The sequence below is a fragment of the Phenylobacterium sp. genome (assembly GCF_025934275.1).
GTDB lineage: Bacteria > Pseudomonadota > Alphaproteobacteria > Caulobacterales > Caulobacteraceae > Phenylobacterium.
Genome location: NZ_JAICYI010000041.1, coordinates 1 through 15,809 on the forward strand (window position 1 = coordinate 1; position 15,809 = coordinate 15,809).

General features: G+C 70.2%; 13 protein-coding genes. 10 read left to right on the forward strand and 3 right to left on the reverse strand.

Translation table 11 applies throughout. The features are described 5' to 3' along the window. The first annotated feature begins 129 nt into the window (after nucleotides 1–129). A complete protein-coding gene (locus tag Q0W60_RS11465) occupies nucleotides 130–348 on the forward strand; it encodes a hypothetical protein (RefSeq protein WP_297695669.1) in 219 nt (72 codons plus the stop codon). On the opposite strand, the gene Q0W60_RS11470 is transcribed toward Q0W60_RS11465, so the two are convergent. Continuing rightward, entirely contained in the window at nucleotides 345–710 is a 366-nt protein-coding gene (locus Q0W60_RS11470) for a hypothetical protein (protein WP_297695670.1), read from the reverse strand. The genes Q0W60_RS11465 and Q0W60_RS11470 overlap by 4 nt on opposite strands. 134 nt (nucleotides 711–844) lie before the next feature. Between Q0W60_RS11470 and Q0W60_RS11475 the strand changes: the two genes are divergently transcribed. Next, on the forward strand, nucleotides 845–2,332 hold the full coding sequence (locus Q0W60_RS11475; protein ID WP_297695672.1) for a carboxylesterase family protein: 1,488 nt from the start codon (nucleotides 845–847) through the stop codon (nucleotides 2,330–2,332). 14 nt (nucleotides 2,333–2,346) lie between these two features. Here the strand turns inward: Q0W60_RS11475 and Q0W60_RS11480 are convergent, their stop codons facing one another. Together Q0W60_RS11480 and Q0W60_RS11485 are read right to left on the reverse strand one after the other, a co-directional pair. Then, the gene (locus tag Q0W60_RS11480) at nucleotides 2,347–3,237 is read right to left on the reverse strand and encodes a Ku protein (protein ID WP_297695674.1); all 891 of its coding nucleotides are present in this window, start codon (nucleotides 3,235–3,237) and stop codon (nucleotides 2,347–2,349) included. Between the two features lie 63 nt (nucleotides 3,238–3,300). Then, complete coding sequence (locus tag Q0W60_RS11485; RefSeq protein ID WP_297695676.1) at nucleotides 3,301–4,824, reverse strand: carboxylesterase family protein; 1,524 nt, start codon at nucleotides 4,822–4,824, stop codon at nucleotides 3,301–3,303. 153 nt (nucleotides 4,825–4,977) lie between these two features. On the opposite strand from Q0W60_RS11485, the gene Q0W60_RS11490 reads away from it, so the two are divergent. From Q0W60_RS11490 to Q0W60_RS11525, 8 genes are all read left to right on the forward strand, one after another. Next, complete coding sequence (locus tag Q0W60_RS11490; RefSeq protein WP_297695678.1) at nucleotides 4,978–7,143, forward strand: outer membrane beta-barrel family protein; 2,166 nt, start codon at nucleotides 4,978–4,980, stop codon at nucleotides 7,141–7,143. 87 nt (nucleotides 7,144–7,230) lie between these two features. Beyond that, on the forward strand, nucleotides 7,231–8,019 hold the full coding sequence (locus tag Q0W60_RS11495) for a protein imuA (protein WP_297695680.1): 789 nt from the start codon (nucleotides 7,231–7,233) through the stop codon (nucleotides 8,017–8,019). Between the two features lie 28 nt (nucleotides 8,020–8,047). Beyond that, entirely contained in the window at nucleotides 8,048–9,610 is a 1,563-nt protein-coding gene (locus Q0W60_RS11500) for a DNA polymerase Y family protein (protein WP_297695682.1), read from the forward strand. A gap of 10 nt (nucleotides 9,611–9,620) precedes the next feature. Next, nucleotides 9,621–10,025, forward strand: a complete 405-nt coding sequence (locus tag Q0W60_RS11505) for a VOC family protein (protein ID WP_297695684.1) — start codon at nucleotides 9,621–9,623, stop codon at nucleotides 10,023–10,025. A 28-nt stretch (nucleotides 10,026–10,053) separates the two neighbouring features. Then, a complete protein-coding gene (locus Q0W60_RS11510; RefSeq protein ID WP_297695686.1) occupies nucleotides 10,054–13,290 on the forward strand; it encodes an error-prone DNA polymerase in 3,237 nt (1,078 codons plus the stop codon). A 46-nt stretch (nucleotides 13,291–13,336) separates the two neighbouring features. Continuing rightward, the gene (locus Q0W60_RS11515; protein ID WP_297695688.1) at nucleotides 13,337–14,002 is read left to right on the forward strand and encodes a TetR/AcrR family transcriptional regulator; all 666 of its coding nucleotides are present in this window, start codon (nucleotides 13,337–13,339) and stop codon (nucleotides 14,000–14,002) included. 63 nt (nucleotides 14,003–14,065) lie between these two features. Then, nucleotides 14,066–15,307, forward strand: coding sequence for a carboxylesterase family protein (locus Q0W60_RS11520; RefSeq protein ID WP_297695690.1), 1,242 nt, complete (start codon nucleotides 14,066–14,068; stop codon nucleotides 15,305–15,307). Next, the gene (locus tag Q0W60_RS11525; protein WP_297695692.1) at nucleotides 15,289–15,735 is read left to right on the forward strand and encodes a carboxylesterase family protein; all 447 of its coding nucleotides are present in this window, start codon (nucleotides 15,289–15,291) and stop codon (nucleotides 15,733–15,735) included. Before Q0W60_RS11520 ends, Q0W60_RS11525 begins: the two co-directional genes overlap by 19 nt. Nucleotides 15,736–15,809 lie beyond the last annotated feature (74 nt).

Sequence of the window (15,809 nt, forward strand, 5' to 3'; positions counted from 1 at the left end):
CTCCCCGAATCAGGAAGCCTCATGGACTCACATGCCGCCCCCCTGCGGAATCCCAGCCGCGATCACAATCGATTCAACTCGATGGCCGAACGCTCTAGACCGCGTCCGCCGGCCGGACTCCACCCGGGGGTGGAACCTGAGATCTTCGGCAAGGGCCCGGAGTCGGCCGACCGCATCGAGACCGTCTTCGACTATCCCGATTCCCCGAACACGAACGTGATCAGCCTCGAGCCCGGCGGCTGGCGCATGCGCACCACCGGGACTCCGAAGGGCAAGCCGACCAAGGAGTTCTCGGACCGTCACTACCGGCCGATCGCCTGCGCGAAAGCCGGCATGTTCCCGCTCTAGCGGTTGGCGTAATGCTCCCGCCGCTCGATGCGGGAGCGGCGCTCGCCGAGCGGATCGGAGATGCAGGCGGCGCGCACGCGGCGGTTCAGCTCGGCCCGCTTCGGGTCCTGCGCGGCGCTCAAGGCCAGAGTGGTCCCGATCCCCGCGAGCGGCGTGGCCACAGCGCCGACTCCAACGCCTGCGGCTGTGCGGGCGAGTTCGTGGTCGTTGTAGCGGGCCACCTCCTTGCGGGCGGCCACGCAGCGGTGGCTGGTCCAGCGCGGATCGGTCGTGTCGAGGCTCAGCACCGTCTGCTTGGGCGAGCTCACGCAGCCGCCGAGCGTCAGCACCAGGCCGCTGATCAGGAGGAGTTCGCGCCGCATCCCGGCCTCATCGTTGACAATCCAGGCGAAGGCCAATCGCCGAGCGGGGCCCGGGGTTCCGCCCGGGCCGTCAGACACAATCGCGAAACAAGCCGCGCCTAGGCCTCGCCGCACGATCCGATTTGGGGGAATCCATGATCAGACGGGCCTTCGTCGCCGGCGCGCTGTCGCTCGGCCTCCTCGCCTCCCAGGCCGCGGCCCAGACCGCTGGCGGACCGACCCTGAAGATCCATCAGGGCCAGCTGCAGGGCGCGCTGGCCGAGGGCGCCGCGAGCTATCTCGGGATCCCCTACGCCGCCCCGCCGGTCGGCGATCTGCGCTGGCGCCCGCCCGCCCCGGGGCCGAGCTGGCCCGGCGTGCGCGACGCCACCAAGCCCGGCGCGAGCTGCGAGCGCGACGTGGAGGACTGCCTCTATCTCAATGTGACCACGCCGGCCGGCGCGAAGCCCGGGCAGCGGCTGCCGGTGATGGTCTGGATCCACGGCGGAGCCTTCATCGTGGGCACCAGCATGGGGGCGTTCGGCGCAGTGCACGACGGCGCGGAGTTCGCCAGGAAGGGCGTGATCACCGTGACGCTCAACTACCGCCTGGGGCACGCCGGCTGGTTCGCGCACCCGGCGCTGGATAAGGCCGCGCCGTTCGCGAACTACGGACTGATGGACCAGATCGCGGCACTCAAGTGGGTGAAGGCCAACATCGCCGCGTTCGGCGGCGATCCGAACAACGTCACCGTCTTCGGCGAGAGCGCCGGCGGCATCTCGGTGCTCTACCTGATGCTCGCGCCTGATGCGCGGGGCCTGTTCCAGAAGGCGATCGGTGAATCCAGCTTCCCGCGCCACGAGCCGTTCACGCTGGCCAGGGCCGAAGCCGACGGCCTCAGGGCCGCGAAAGCCGCCGGCGTCGAGGGGACGGATGCGGCCGCCGCCGAGGCCTTGCGCAAGCTGCCGCTCTCGAAGCTGCCCTACGCCGGCGGCTTCACCGAGCGGGCGCAGCCGATCGAGGACGGGCGGCTGATCGCCTCCGGCATCACCGAGGGGTTCGCCGCGCACCGCCAGGCCAGGGTCCCGCTGATCGTCGGCGGCAATTCCGACGAGGCGAGTCTGTTCCGGCCCACGCCGGCGCAGCTCGACGCCCTGCCGGAGGCCCGTCGGGCCGCCGTCATCGCGGCCTACGATCCCAATGGAAGCGGCGACAAGGTCCGCATCGTCCACGAGATGGTCACGGACAACTACATGACCGAGCCCGACCGCAACCTCGCCAGGATCGAGGTGAAAGCCGGCGCGCCGGTCTGGGTCTACTATTTCACGTTCGTGCCCGAGGCGCTCAAGGCCAGGGAGGCGGAGGGCGCGCCGCACACCGCCGAGATCCGTTACGTGTTCGGGGGCGCGCACCAGAAGTTCACGGCCGAGGACGAGCCGGTTTCCAAGGCGATGAACGCCTACTGGGCGGCGTTCGCCAAGGCGGGCGATCCGGACTCTGCGGGCGGCCCGGCGTGGCCGAGGTTCGATGCGGCCCATGAAGCGGTGATGAACTTCGATGCGACGGGCGCGCACGTGGCCGACCACCAGTTCAAGGCCCGCCTCGACGTCATCGAGAAGGAGCAGGCGAAGAAGAGCCCCTAGTCCGCTGAGCGCGCTCAGGCGCGTTTCCTGGCGGCCGGCTTGCGGGCGGCGGGCTTCTTGGCGGAAGCCGCCCGCCGGCTGGACTTGGTCGTCGCCGCGGTGCGCGGCGCCGCCTTGCGCCGCTCGCCGCCGCCGGCCTGACCGAGGCTGCGCTTCAGGGCCTCCATCAGGTCGATGACCTCGGCCTCCTTGGGCTCGGACGGGGCGGTGATCGTGGCGCCCTTCTCCTTCTGGCGGATCAGCTCGCGCAAAGCGTCCTCGTAGCGGTCGTTGAACTGGCTTGGATCGAACGGGCCCTCCAGCTGGTCGATGATGCGGGTGGCGATGTCGACCATCTGGGCGTTGGGCTTTTCGTCGGGGATCTTGTCGAACAGCTCCTTGGGATTCTTCACCTCGCGGTTGGAACGGATCGAATAGGCGAGGATGCCCTTGCCGCGCGGCTCAAGCGCCATCAGCCGCTCGCGCTGGTGCATGACGAGGCGGCCCAGCGCCACCTTGCCCGACGTCTCCATCGCCTCGCGGATGACGGTGAAGGCCTCCAGCGCCATGTCGCCGTCCGGCACCAGGAAGTAGGGATCGTTCCAGTAGAGGCGGTCGATCCCGTCCTCGTCCACGAAACGCTCGATGTCGAGCGTGCGGGTGGTCGCCAGGCGGACGCTGGCGATGTCCTCGTCGGTGACCACGACGTAGCGGCCCTTCTCGATCTCGTAGCCCTTGACGATCTCGGAGCGGTCGACGGGCCCCGTCTCCGGATCGGTCGGGATCATCCGGATCCGATTGTGGGTCCTCTTGTCGAGCATGTTGAAATGCACCTCACTGGTGCTCGAGGCGCCGGTGTAGAGCGCCACCGGGCAGCTCACCAGGGAAAGGCGCAGGTATCCCTGCCATGTCGGTCGCGTGGCCATTCTGGCGTCTCCGGCGCAATCCTAATCATCGGAAACGCGAAGGGATTTGATTCAGTTCGGGCGCTATTTGGAAAGCGCGAGCGTCGGCAGGACGGTGGCTTGCAGGGCGTCGAGCTCGACCTTGCGGAAATGCGTCCGCACGCCCGAGACGGCGCCGAACTCCATCAGCTGGTCGCTCGAAGGCTTGTAGGCCGGCCAATCCATGCCGCCGCATCTCGGGGCGCCGGTCTTGGCGAAGGCCACCCAGCAGGCGTGCATGAGGCTGGCCATCCGCTTGTCTTCGTCCGAAACCACACTCATCGGCGTGCGGCGGCCCCAGTATTCCCAGACGTACTGGATCTCGTCGGCGTGGCTGGCCCGCGTCTTGGCCGGCCGGAAGCGGCTGCCGATGTAGGAGAAGTAGTAGAGCCAGGCGGGCTTGCCTCCGGAAGCTTCGGCGGCCACCCAACGCGCCGGCCCGCCCATGATCCGGTCGGTGAACAGCGCGCGGGCCAGCTTCTCCTCGCCCGCCCCGGCGTCGGCGGCGTAGGCGGTTTTCAGCGCCGGGGTCATCAGCCGGGCGTAGCGCTCCGGTCTCACGGGTCCAGGGCCCATCAGCGAATCCTCGCCCGAGTTGGAGCCGATGATTAGCGGCACGTCGTCGAAACGACCGTCGGCCAGCGCCTGGCTCGGCGTCTCGGTCATCAGCTTGCCGTCGGTGAACGGGCCGAAGTTGGCGTTAATCGTCACCAGCTTCTCGACGGGCAGGGCGCGCAGCTCCGCCGGGGTGGCGGCCGCCGGCGCGCCGATCTTCGCCAACCCCGCGGCGCCCTCGGCCTCCTTCCTGGCGAGCGTCGTTGGCTGGAACCAGCCGGCGCCGGATTCCACGACGGCCTTGCGATAGAGGCCCCGCGCCACCGGCGTGGCCAGCAGGGCGAGCGTCGACATGCCGCCGGCGCTCTCGCCGAACACGGTGACGTTGTTCGGATCGCCGCCGAACGCGGCGATGTTCCGCTGCACCCACTTCAGCGCGGCGATCTGGTCCATCAGGCCGTAGTTGCCGACCGGATCGCCCGGCCGGGCGGAGGCGTCGATCGCCGGATCGGCGAAGTAGCCCAGCGCGCCCAGACGGTAGTTGATCGCCACCAGCACCACGCCGTCGCGGGCGAAGTTCGAGCCGTCGTAGATCCAGCCCGCCCCCGTCCGGTGGGCGCCGCCGTGGATCCAGACCATTACCGGCGCGCGCCGCGCCGCCTTCGGCGCATAGACGTTGAGCTGCAGGCAATCCTCGGAGGTCGGCCCGTTGGCGCCGCCGTCGTTGGGAGCGCCGTTCGCCAGCATCGGCTGCGGGCACGAAGGTCCGGCCGCAGCCGCGTCGCGCACGCCCGACCACGGCTGGGCCGGCTGCGGCGGGCGCCAGCGGAGCGGCCCAACCGGCGGGGCGGCGTACGGGATGTCGCGGAACACGTTCGCGGTCGCGTTGCGCACGCCCTGCAAGGCGCCGCTCTCGATCGTCACGCGTACGGGCGGCAGGCTGGCCGCGGGCTGCGCCGCCGCCGCGCTCGCAACCGACAGGACGAAGCCGACAAGGAACCCTTGGAACCGCATCGCACCCCTCCCGGTCTCTGCCGCGGCATTTAGCCGTGCTTCCCACCGGCTCCGCAACCGCAGGCCGCCGCCCAGGCCGACATTGCCATATTTTAGGTTGCGGAATCGCCTAAGCTTCGCTCGCCTTGCGCAGGCGCCGGCGGGGAGATCAAGGTGCGCAGATCGGCGAGGTGGGCCGCCGCGGCCCTGGCGCTCACCCCGCTCGCGGCGCTCGCCAAGCAGCCCTCGCAGAAGCCGGCCGGCAAGACCGTCGAAGGCGTGACCGTCACCGGTCAGGGAACCGAGTTCCGCTCGTCCATCGACCGGCGCAGCTACGACATCTCCAAGGACCTGCAGACCACCACCGGCTCGATCGCCGACGCCCTGCGCAATGTCCCCTCGCTGGATGTGGACGTGAACGGCAACGTCTCGCTGCGGGGCGATTCCAACGTCACCATCATGATCGACAGCAAGCCCACCAACCTGTTCAAGGGGCCGGCCGGCGGCCAGACGCTGCAATCCTTCCCGGCCGACCAGTTCGAACGGGTCGAGGTGATCACCAATCCGACCGCCGCCTACAGCCCGGAAGGAACGGCGGGGATCATCAATCTGGTCACCAAGAAGGTCCGAAAGGCGGGCCGCTCCGGCTCTCTGCGCGCCAACCTCGGCGGCGCGGGCCGCCGCAACGCCAGCGTCACGGGCGCCTACAACTCGGCCAAGGTCGCCCTCACCGGCAACCTGGCCGCACGCCACGATCCGCAGCATTCGAGAATCGAAGACTTCCGACAGACCGTCGACACGACCACCGGCGAGACCCTGACCAGCAACCGCAACCTGAGCTTTAAGGGCCCAGTCGACCTTTGGACGGCGCGCGCCGCGATCGACTATGACGTGGGCGCCAAGACGCGGCTCTCCGCCGAGCTTCGCCACAACGACTTCACCTACGATCCCCACACGGTGCAGAGCTTCATCACCACCGATGCGACCGGCGCCGTGGTCGGCGATGTCCCGCAGACGGGCAGCTATCACCAAGACACGGACACGACGTCGGGTTCGGGGGGCTTTCGACGTCAGTTCGGCCAGGACCACGACCTCAACGTCAATCTCAGCCAGGAGCGGACGCTCGCGAAATACGACGAGCAGCTGACCAACATCCACCTGGTCCCGGCCGCGACTGACAGCTTCAGGGACATCCTCCAGCGAGGGGCATTGGAGCAGACCGAGCTCAAGGCCGACTACAACCGCCCGATGCCGAACGAGGCGAAACTCAAGGCGGGCTATGATCTGCGGATCAACGACAACCGCTATGACGTCGTAACCCGGGTCGGGACGGGGGACGCCGATGCGATCCCCAACCCGGTGCAGTCGGACCTCTTCCTCTACAAGCAGACCCTGAACGCGGCCTACCTCACCTACGAGCAGCCAGTCGGCGACTTCACCGCTTTGGCGGGCCTCCGGTACGAGGACGAGCGCCTCGACCTCGACCAGGTCACCATGGCCTCGCGGCTGAAGCGGGAGGAGGGACGGCTCTATCCGAGCCTGCATCTCGCCTACCGGCTCTCCGAGGCCCAGCAGCTCACGGCCAGCTATTCGGAGCGCGTGCAGCGTCCCTCGCCCGAGGACCTCAATCCGTTCGTGCTGGTCGAGAGCACCGTGGCGAGCCAGGGCAATCCGAACCTGGAGCCGCAGATCACCCACTCCTTCGAGGCCGCCTGGCAGCTCAAGGAGAACGGGACCTACTACCTCGCGACCCTGTTCTATCGGCTGAACGACCATGGCGTGACCACCGTCGTAAGCGACCTCGGCCATGGCATCTTCCTGAACACCAAGGAAAACCTCAGCCGCAGCCGCAACGCGGGGCTCGAGCTCGTCGCCAACGGCAAGCTCGGCAAGACGCTGAGCTACAACGCGAGCGTGAATCTCTACTGGGCCGAGATCGAATCCCAGAACCTCGGCCTGGCGGGCGTGAATCCGCGTCGGTCCGATTTGGCCGGCGGCGGGCGCGCGAGCCTGAACTGGCAGGCGACGCCGAACGACCTGTTCCAGGTGACCGGCATTGCGAACCCCAAGCGCCTGATACCGCAAGGTTTCTATGAGCCGATGTTCCTCGTGTTCCTGGGCTACCAGCACAAGTTCAGCGACAGCTTGTCCTTGGTGGTGACGGCGCAGGATCCGTTCGGGATCTACCGGTTCCGCGAGGTGCTCGACACGCCCCTCCTGCACGAGCACTTTACCAACCGCGCCCGCATCCAGGCGGCGTTCGTGGGCTTCACGTGGAATTTCGGCGGGGGTGCGAAAAAACGCGCCGAGCCCGCCTTCGAGTTCAGCGCGCCGCAGTAGACCCGCGACAAAAACGGTCGCCCCGGAACTTGACTCCGGCCGGGGGATTACTAGAACAAAATCGGAACATAAGGAGTCCGCAAAGCCATGTCCGATTTTCGCGGGACCGCGCTCGCCGCGCTCCGGACGGAGATCGCCGCCCTGGAGGCGGCCGGACGGGGGCGCGCCGGCGTCCTGCCGTTCGGCGATCCGGCGATCGACGGGAGGCTGCCCGGCGGCGGCCTCCCGCTCGGCTGCTGGCACGAGCTCTGCGGCGCGGGCCTGGAGACCGAGGCCGGAGCGGCCCCGGCCGCCTTCGCCGCGCTCATGGCCGCGCCGCTCGCGGCCCGCGGCGAGGCCGTCTGGGTGTTCCGCCGCGACGACCTCTTCGCCCCCGGCCTCACCGGCCTGGGCTTCCCGGCCGAGCGGCTGATCCAGGTCTGCGCTCGCGACGAGGCCGAGGCGCTGGCGGTGATGGAGGACGCGCTCTCCGCCGTCGGCGTGGCGGCGGTGATCGGGGAGGTGGAGGCGGTGGACCTGACGGCCGGGCGGCGGCTGCAGCTCGCCTGCGAGCGGCGGGGCGGCGCCGGCTTCCTGATCCACAGGCGCCCGTTCGGCGGAGCAGCCAGGCGCGCGACGGCGGGTTCGGCGGCCGCGACCCGCTGGCGGGTGGCCTCGGCGCCCTCCGCGCCGCCAGCGAACGAGTTCGGCCTGGGCGCGCCGCGGTTCGAGGTCGAGCTGGAGCGGTGCCGGGGCGGGCGGACGGGCGCCTTCCTCATTGAAGCGGGGGCGGCTTATTCATGGGAGGCCCGTCATGGCCCGCATCCTCTGCGCCTGGTCGCCGACCTGGGCGATCGACACCTGGCGCCGGCGGAATCCGACCGCCGGGCAGCCTGATTCTGGCGCTTCCCCCGGAACGGGCGAAATGTCGGCAACGGCGAAGCCGGCCGACAAAGGGGGGAGTCCAACAGCACTTCCCCCGTCGACCCGCGCGCATGCCGCACGACGGGCCACTTCCCCCGTTTCGGGGGAAGCCTCTCCTCCCCCCTTCGCCCTGGTCGCCGCCGAGCGGGGGACGCGGCGGCTGACGGCGGTCAGCCTCGAGGCGGCCAGGCTCGGGCTCTATCGCGGCCAGAAGGCGACCGACGCCTTCGCCCTCGTCCCCGAGCTCGCGACCGCCGAGGCCGAGCCGGAGGCCGACGCCCAGGCGCTCCTGGCCCTCGTCGACTGGTGCGTGCGCTTCTCGCCCGCCGTGGCCGCCGATCCGCCCGACGGCCTCTATCTCGACATCACCGGCGTGGATCACCTGTGGGGCGGCGAGGCCGAGCTCGTGAGCGACATCCGCGCGCGGCTGAGCGCGGCCGGCATTTTCGCGCGGCTGGCGCTCGCCGACACTCCGGCCGCCGCCTGGGGCCTCGCCCGCTATGGCCGCGACGGAGCGATCGCCGCGCCCGGCGCCCAAGGCGAGGCCCTGGCCGACCTGCCGCCCGCCGCCCTGAAGCTCGACTTCGAGACCGCCGCCCAAATCGAGCGGCTGGGCTTCCGCCGGCTCTCGCAGCTGTTCGCCCTGCCGCGCGGGCCGTTCGCCAAGCGGTTCGGCCAAACCACGCTGATGCGCATCGACCAGGCGCTCGGCCGCACGGGCGAGGCGCTCGCCTTTCGCCGCCCGCCCACGCCCTGGATCGCCAGGCTCGCCTTCGCCGAGCCGATCAGCACTCCGGAAGACCTGGCCCGAGTGGCGTTCGACGCCGCCGCCAGGCTCTGCGCGCGGCTGGAGGAGGCCGGCAAGGGCGCCCGACGCTTCGAGCTCTTCTTCCATCGGCTGGACGGCAAGAGCCCGAGCGTGGCGGCGGGCCTCGCCTTACCGGGCCGCGACGCGGATCGCATCGCCAGGCTGCTCGCGCCGAAGATCGAGACCGTCGATCCGGGCTTCGGGATCGAGGTCGTGACCATCGCGGCCTACGAGGTCGAGACGCTCTCTGGGCGGCAGGTGAAGCTGGAAGGGGCGGCTCAGCCGAGCGTCGAGGACGGCCTCTCGCCGCTGATCGACCGACTCGTCAACCGGCTGGGCGAGGATCGCGTCTGGCGCGCTGCGCCGGTCGAGAGCCATGTGCCGGAGCTCTCCATCACCCGCGCGGCGCCGCTCGCGCCGGCAGGCGCGGCGTGGACCTGGGATCCGGAGGCGCCTCGGCCGGTTCGGCTGTTCCGCCGCCCCGAGCCGCTGGAGGCGGTGATCGCGCTCACCCCCGACGATCCGCCGAACCAGTTCCGCTGGCGCGGCCGCCTGCACCGCGTGCGCCGCGCCGAGGGTCCCGAGCGGATCGGCGAGGAGTGGTGGAAGCGCGCGATCGAGGACGTCTCGGTCGGCCACGTCCGCGACTACTACCGCGTGGAAGACGCCGAGGGCGCGCGGTTCTGGGTGTTCCGCGCCGGGCTCTACGACGCCGGCGAGCCGGCCAAATGGTGGCTGCACGGCGTGTTCGGATGAGGAGATCGTGATGAAACCCAAAGTCGGCCTGATCGGCCTGGGCGTTCGGGATCTGGAGCGCGCACTCCGCTTTTACCGCGATGGCCTGGGCTTCCCGACGCACAACTACAAGGACGGCGACGCGATCGTCTTCTTCCGGATGGAGGGCAGCTGGCTGAGCGTCTACGGCTGGGACGCACTCGCCGCCGACGCTGAAGTCCCGGCCGAAGGCTCCGGCTTCCGGGGCTTCACGCTCGCCCACAACGAGCCCAGCGCAGCCGATGTCGACCGCGTCTTCGCCGAGGCTCTGGCGGCCGGCGCGACGGCGGTGAAACAGCCGCAGAAGGTCTTCTGGGGCGGCTATTCCGGCTACTTCGCCGATCCCGACGGCCATCTCTGGGAGGTCGCCTACAATCCCTTCACGGACCTCACGTGAGCGATCCCAGTCCGCAGAAGGGGCCACCATGACCCGTTACGCCGAGCTGCAGGCGTCGAGCAACTTCTCGTTTCTCAGGGGCGCGTCGCACCCGCACGAGCTGGTGGCGGGGGCCGCGGCTCTGGGGATCGAGGCGATCGGCATCTGCGACCGCAACTCCCTGGCCGGCGTCGTGCGCGCCTGGTCGGCGATGCAGGAGCTGCGCGAGACGGGCTCGTCGGTCCGCGCGCTCACCGGCTGCCGGTTGGACTTCGCCGACGGTACGCCCAGCCTGATCGTCTATCCCTCCGACCGCGAGGCCTATGGCCGGCTGACCCGGCTGCTTACGCTCGGCCAGCGGCGGGTCGAGAAGGGCCAGTGCGAGCTCCGCTTCGGCGATTTCCTCGACCATGCCGAGGGCCAGCTCGTTCTGGTCGTGCCGCCGGAACGGCTGGAGGCGACCTTCGAGACCGAGCTGAAGCGGATCGCCGGGGAGCTGCCCTATGTCTGGCTAGCCGCCGCCCGCCGTTATGGCGCGCGCGACCTGACGCGGCTCGCCGCGCTCGCGGGACTGGCCGAGCGCTGCGGCGCGCCGATGGTGGCGGTGAACGACGTCCTCTACCACGGCCCGGAGCGGCGGCCGCTGCAGGACGTGCTGACCTGCATCCGCGACGGCTGCACCGTCCACGAGGCGGGTCTCAGGCTCGGAGCCAACGCCGAACGCCATCTCAAGGGGCCCGAGGAGATGGCCCGCCTGTTCGCCAGGTTTCCCGGCGCGGCGGAGCGCAGCCTGGAGATCGCCGGCCGCATCGGCTTCGACCTCTCCCAGCTCCGTTACGAGTATCCGGACGAGCCGGTGCCGCCCGGCAAGACCGCCATCCAGCACCTGCGCGATCTCGCCTGGTCGGGGGCTGCGTGGCGTTTCGCGAACGGTATGCGCGAGGCCGAGCGCGAGACGATCGATAAGGAGCTGGCGCTGATCGAGAAGCTCGGCTTCGCCAACTACTTCCTGACCGTCCACGACGTCGTCGAATGGGCTCGCAGCCAGGGCATCCTCTGCCAGGGTCGCGGCTCGGCCGCCAACTCCTGCGTCTGCTTCTGCTTGGGCATCACCGCGGTCGATCCTACCAAGCCCGATCAGGATCTGCTGTTCTCCCGCTTCATCTCCGAGAAGCGCGGCGAGCCGCCGGACATCGACGTCGACTTCGAGCACGAGCGGCGCGAGGAGGTGATGCAATACGTCTACCGCCGCTACAGCCGCGACCGCGCCGCCATCGTGGCCACCGTCATCCACTACCGCCCGCGCATGGCGATCCGCCAGGTGGGCAAGGCCCTGGGGCTGACCGAGGACATCACCGCGGCGCTCGCCAACACCGTCTGGGGCTCCTATGGCGAAGGCGTGCCCGACGCCCACATCCGCCAGGCGGGGCTCGATCCCGACGCGCCGGAGATCCGGCGGGCGACCTCGCTGGCGCACCAGCTGCTGGGCTTTCCCAGGCACCTGTCGCAGCATGTGGGCGGCTTCGTGCTCACCAAGCGCCGGCTCGACGAAACCGTGCCGATCGGCAATGCGGCGATGGACGACCGCACCTTCATCGAATGGGACAAGGACGACATCGATGCGCTCGGTCTGATGAAGGTCGACGTGCTGGCGCTCGGCATGCTGACGGCGCTGAAGAAGGCCATCGACCTGCTGCCGCCGCGGCCGGACGGGGGGCGGATCACTGACATCGCCGAGATCCCGCAGGAGGATCCGGCCGTCTACGACATGCTCTGTCACGCCGATTCCGTGGGCGTGTTCCAGGTGGAGAGCCGGGCGCAGATGTCCATGCTGCCGAGGCTGAAACCCGTCAGGTTCTACGACCTGGTCATCGAGGTGGCGATCGTCCGGCCCGGGCCGATCCAGGGTGACATGGTGCATCCCTACCTGAAGCGGCGGGAGGGCAAGGAGCCGGTGGTGTTCCCGAGCCCTGCGCCCGGCCAGGGCGATGCGGACGAGCTCCGCCAGGTGCTTGGCAAGACCTTGGGCGTGCCGCTATTCCAGGAGCAGGCCATGCGGCTCGCCATCGAGGCGGCCAGGTTCTCGGAGGACGAGGCCGACGGCCTGCGCCGCTCCATGGCCACCTTCCGCGCCAACGGCCGGCTCTGGGAATATCGCGAGAAGTTCATCAACGGGATGACCGCGCGCGGCTACGACGCGGAATTCGCGCAGCGCTGCTTCAAGCAGATCGAGGGCTTCGGCTCCTATGGCTTCCCGGAGAGCCACGCGATCAGCTTCGCCTTGCTGGTCTACGCCTCGGCCTGGGTGAAGCGGCATCACCCGGACGTGTTCTGCGCCAGCCTGCTCAACGCCCAGCCGATGGGCTTCTACCAGCCGGCCCAGCTGGTCCGCGACGCCCGCGATCACGGGGTGGAGGTGCGGGCGCCGGATATCCTTCGCTCCGACTGGGACTGCACGCTGGAGCCTTGCTCCTCCTCCGAAGTGTTCCCTTCGGGGGAGGAGCCGGGCCTCCGCGCCGTCCGGCTGGGGTTTCGCCAGATAAAGGGCTTCAGGAAGGACGAGGCGCTGGCGCTGATGCGGGCCCGAGCCGACGGCGCGCGGAGCCTGGAGGACTTCGCGCTCCGCGCCGGGCTCTCGCGGCGGGCGCTCGAACTGCTCGCCGAGGCGGACGCGTTCCGCTCGCTCGGCCTCGACCGGCGCGCGGGCCTCTGGGCGGTGAAGGGGCTGGCCGGCGAGATCGGGGCGGAGGCGAACGCGCCGCTGATCGCCCGCCAGTCGGCGAAGGAGGCGCAGGTGCGGCTGCCGTTCATGAGCCAGCCGCAGCACGTGGCCGAGGACTATCGGACGACCAGCCTTTCACTGAAGGCGCATCCGGCGAGCTTCTTCCGCGACGAGCTCGCCCGCGCCGGCGCCGTCCCCTGCGCGGCGCTGACGACGGTGCGCGACCGCCGGCGGACCTCGGTGGGCGGCCTGGTGCTGGTGCGCCAGCGACCCGGCACCGCCAAGGGGGTGGTGTTCATGACCCTGGAGGACGAGACCGGCATCGCCAATGTCGTGGTCTGGAAGGACGCCTTCGAGGCCAACCGGCGGCTGGTGATGGGCGGCTCGTTCGTCATCGTCCACGGCCATGTGCAGAAGGAAGGCGAGGTGATCCATCTGGTCGCCGAGCGGTTCACCGACCTCTCGCACCGGCTCTCCGAGATGCGCGACGGCGAGGCGGATCCGGCGCCGCAGGTCCGCAGCCGGGTCACCGGCCGGCTGATCCGCAGCCGCGACTTCCACTGATCTTTCGGAGGCTTGGCTCCGGCGGCCCGGAGCGTATTGTTCCGCTGTGGCAGAGACCAGAGCCAGGACGCCCCGGGGGCCCAACGCCGAACGCCGCGCCGCCACCCGGGCGAAGATCCTATCCGCGGGCGTCAAATGCCTGGCCGAGTTCGGCTACGCCGCCACCTCGACGCCGCTGGTGGCCCGCATGGCGAAGGTCAGCCGCGGCTCGTTGCTGCACCAGTTCCCGACCAAGATCGAGCTGATGCTGGCGGTGGCCGAGCACGCCTGGATCGTGCAGCGCGACTTCATCCGCGCGCAGGTCGCCGCCAACCCGCCGGGGCGGGATCAGTTCATCGGCGGCGTGCAGGCGGTCTGGAAGGGGCTGCAGCTGGCCGATGCGATCGCGGTGATGGAGATCATGATCGCCGCCCGCACGGATGCGGAGCTGCGCGAGCGCTTCAAGGCCTTCCTCGGCCAGACCGAATCCAGCATGCACCGCACCCGCCGGCGGATGGCGGAGGGGCTGCTGGGCGCGCCGGACCACGTGGCCGAAGTGGACGCCATCGCCCACCTGACGCTCTCGGCGCTCCGCGGGCTCGCCCTGGAGACGGTGTTCGTCGGCCGACCGACCGACGAGGCCGACAAGGTGCTGGCGCTGTTGGAGAACATCCGCCGCCGGATGGCCGACGAGATCTCCGGCGAGCAGGCGCCGCACGCGCGCAATCTGTAAGCAGGATTGACCACAAAATCGGCGGAAAGCTAAGCTCGTGGAAAGGCTCGGGGAGGGCGATCCATGGCGAACGATGAATCACATCCGGCGCAGGCTAGCCGGCGGGCGGTGCTGACCGCCGGCGCTGCGATGGTCGCGGCGGCGACGGCGCGGGAGGCAAGCGCCCAGGCCCCGAGACCGCCGGCGCGGGCGCCCGCGGGGATGGCGGCCGGCGGCGGCTCATCGAAGATCTTCCAGACCACCGAGATCGCCAGCGGCCAGGTGCAGGGCATCGCCAACGGCCCGGTGTGGGAGTTCAAGGGCATCCCCTATGGCGCGCCGACCGGCGGTCGCAACCGCTTCATGCCGCCGAAGCCCGCGCTGCCGTGGCGCGGCGTGCGCGAGTGCTTCGGGTTCGGCCCGATCTGTCCGCAGACCCAGGCCGACATCCGCGGCGAGTACGGCCAGCTCATCCAATGGGACCGGCACGACCTGGCCGGCATGGGCGAGGACTGCCTGACGCTGAATGTCTGGACGCCGACCGTCGATCGCGGCGCGAAGAAGCCGGTGTTCGTCTCCTTCCACGGCGGCGGCTTCGCCACCGGCTCGGGCAACGCGCCCGGCTTCGACGGCAAGAACCTCGCCTACTACGCCGACGCGGTCGTGGTGACGGTGAGCCACCGGCTGGCCGCCTTCGGCTACGTGGACCTGGCGGGCGCGGGCGCGCCGGCCGAGTTCAAGTACGCCGGCGTCACGGGTATGCTGGACCTGGTGCATTCCCTGCGCTGGGTGCGGGAGAACGTCGCCGGCTTCGGCGGCGATCCTTCGCGGGTGATGATCTTCGGCCAGTCGGGCGGTGGGGCGAAGACCTCGACCATGCTCGCCATGCCGGCCGGCAAGGGGCTGTTCCACGCCGCCGCGATTCAGTCCGGCTCGGCGCTTCGGCTGGTGACGCCCGAAGCCGGCGCGGCCTCGGCCGAAAAGCTGCTCAAGGCGCTGGGGATCGCGAAGGGGAACTGGGGCGAGTTGCAAACGGTCTCCTGGCAGCGGCTGCTCGAAGCCCAGACCGAGACGGCGGCGAACTTCTCCCCGGTGATCGGGACCGACGCCCTGCCGCACCATCCGTTCGATCCGGCCGCGCCGCCGGAATCGGCCAGCGTGCCGATCATCGTCTCCACCACCCTGGAGGACGCCGCCCTGGGGCTGACCAACTTCGACCTCACCGAGGCGGGGCTCGAGGCGCTTCTGGAGCGCCGCGCGCCGGGCCACGGCCGCGAGCTCCTGGCGCTTACCGCAAGTACGATCCGGTGGCCTCGCCGTTCCTGATCCAAGCCCAGGCGCTGACCGACGCCGGCGGCCGCCGCGCGGCCTTCACGCTCGCCGCCCGCAAGGCGGCTCAGGGCGGCGCCTCGGCCTATGTCTACCAGTGGGACTGGCGCACCCCGGCCTACGACGGAAAGTTCGGCGCCGTGCACGGCATCGACGTCTCGGCCTCGTTCCACAATGTGCGCGACGCCTTCCTGGCCGGCTCGACGAGCGGCAAGCGCATGGCCGACCGGCTGGCCTCCACCTGGGCCGCCTTCGTGCGCACGGGCGATCCGAACAACGCCCACGTCCCGCTCTGGAAGCCCTACGACGACGGCGGCCGCGCGGTCATGGTGTTCAATGTGGAGACCCGGCAGGAGCTCAATCCGCGCTCCGAGATCCGCGCCTTCTGGGACGCGCATCCGCCGGCTCCGGGGCCGCGCGGCTGAGCAGGAGCGAGGGCAACGCCGGGCGCGTGCAGGGCTCCCGATCCCCGCAAGGCCTAAGCGCGATCCGCTTGTCG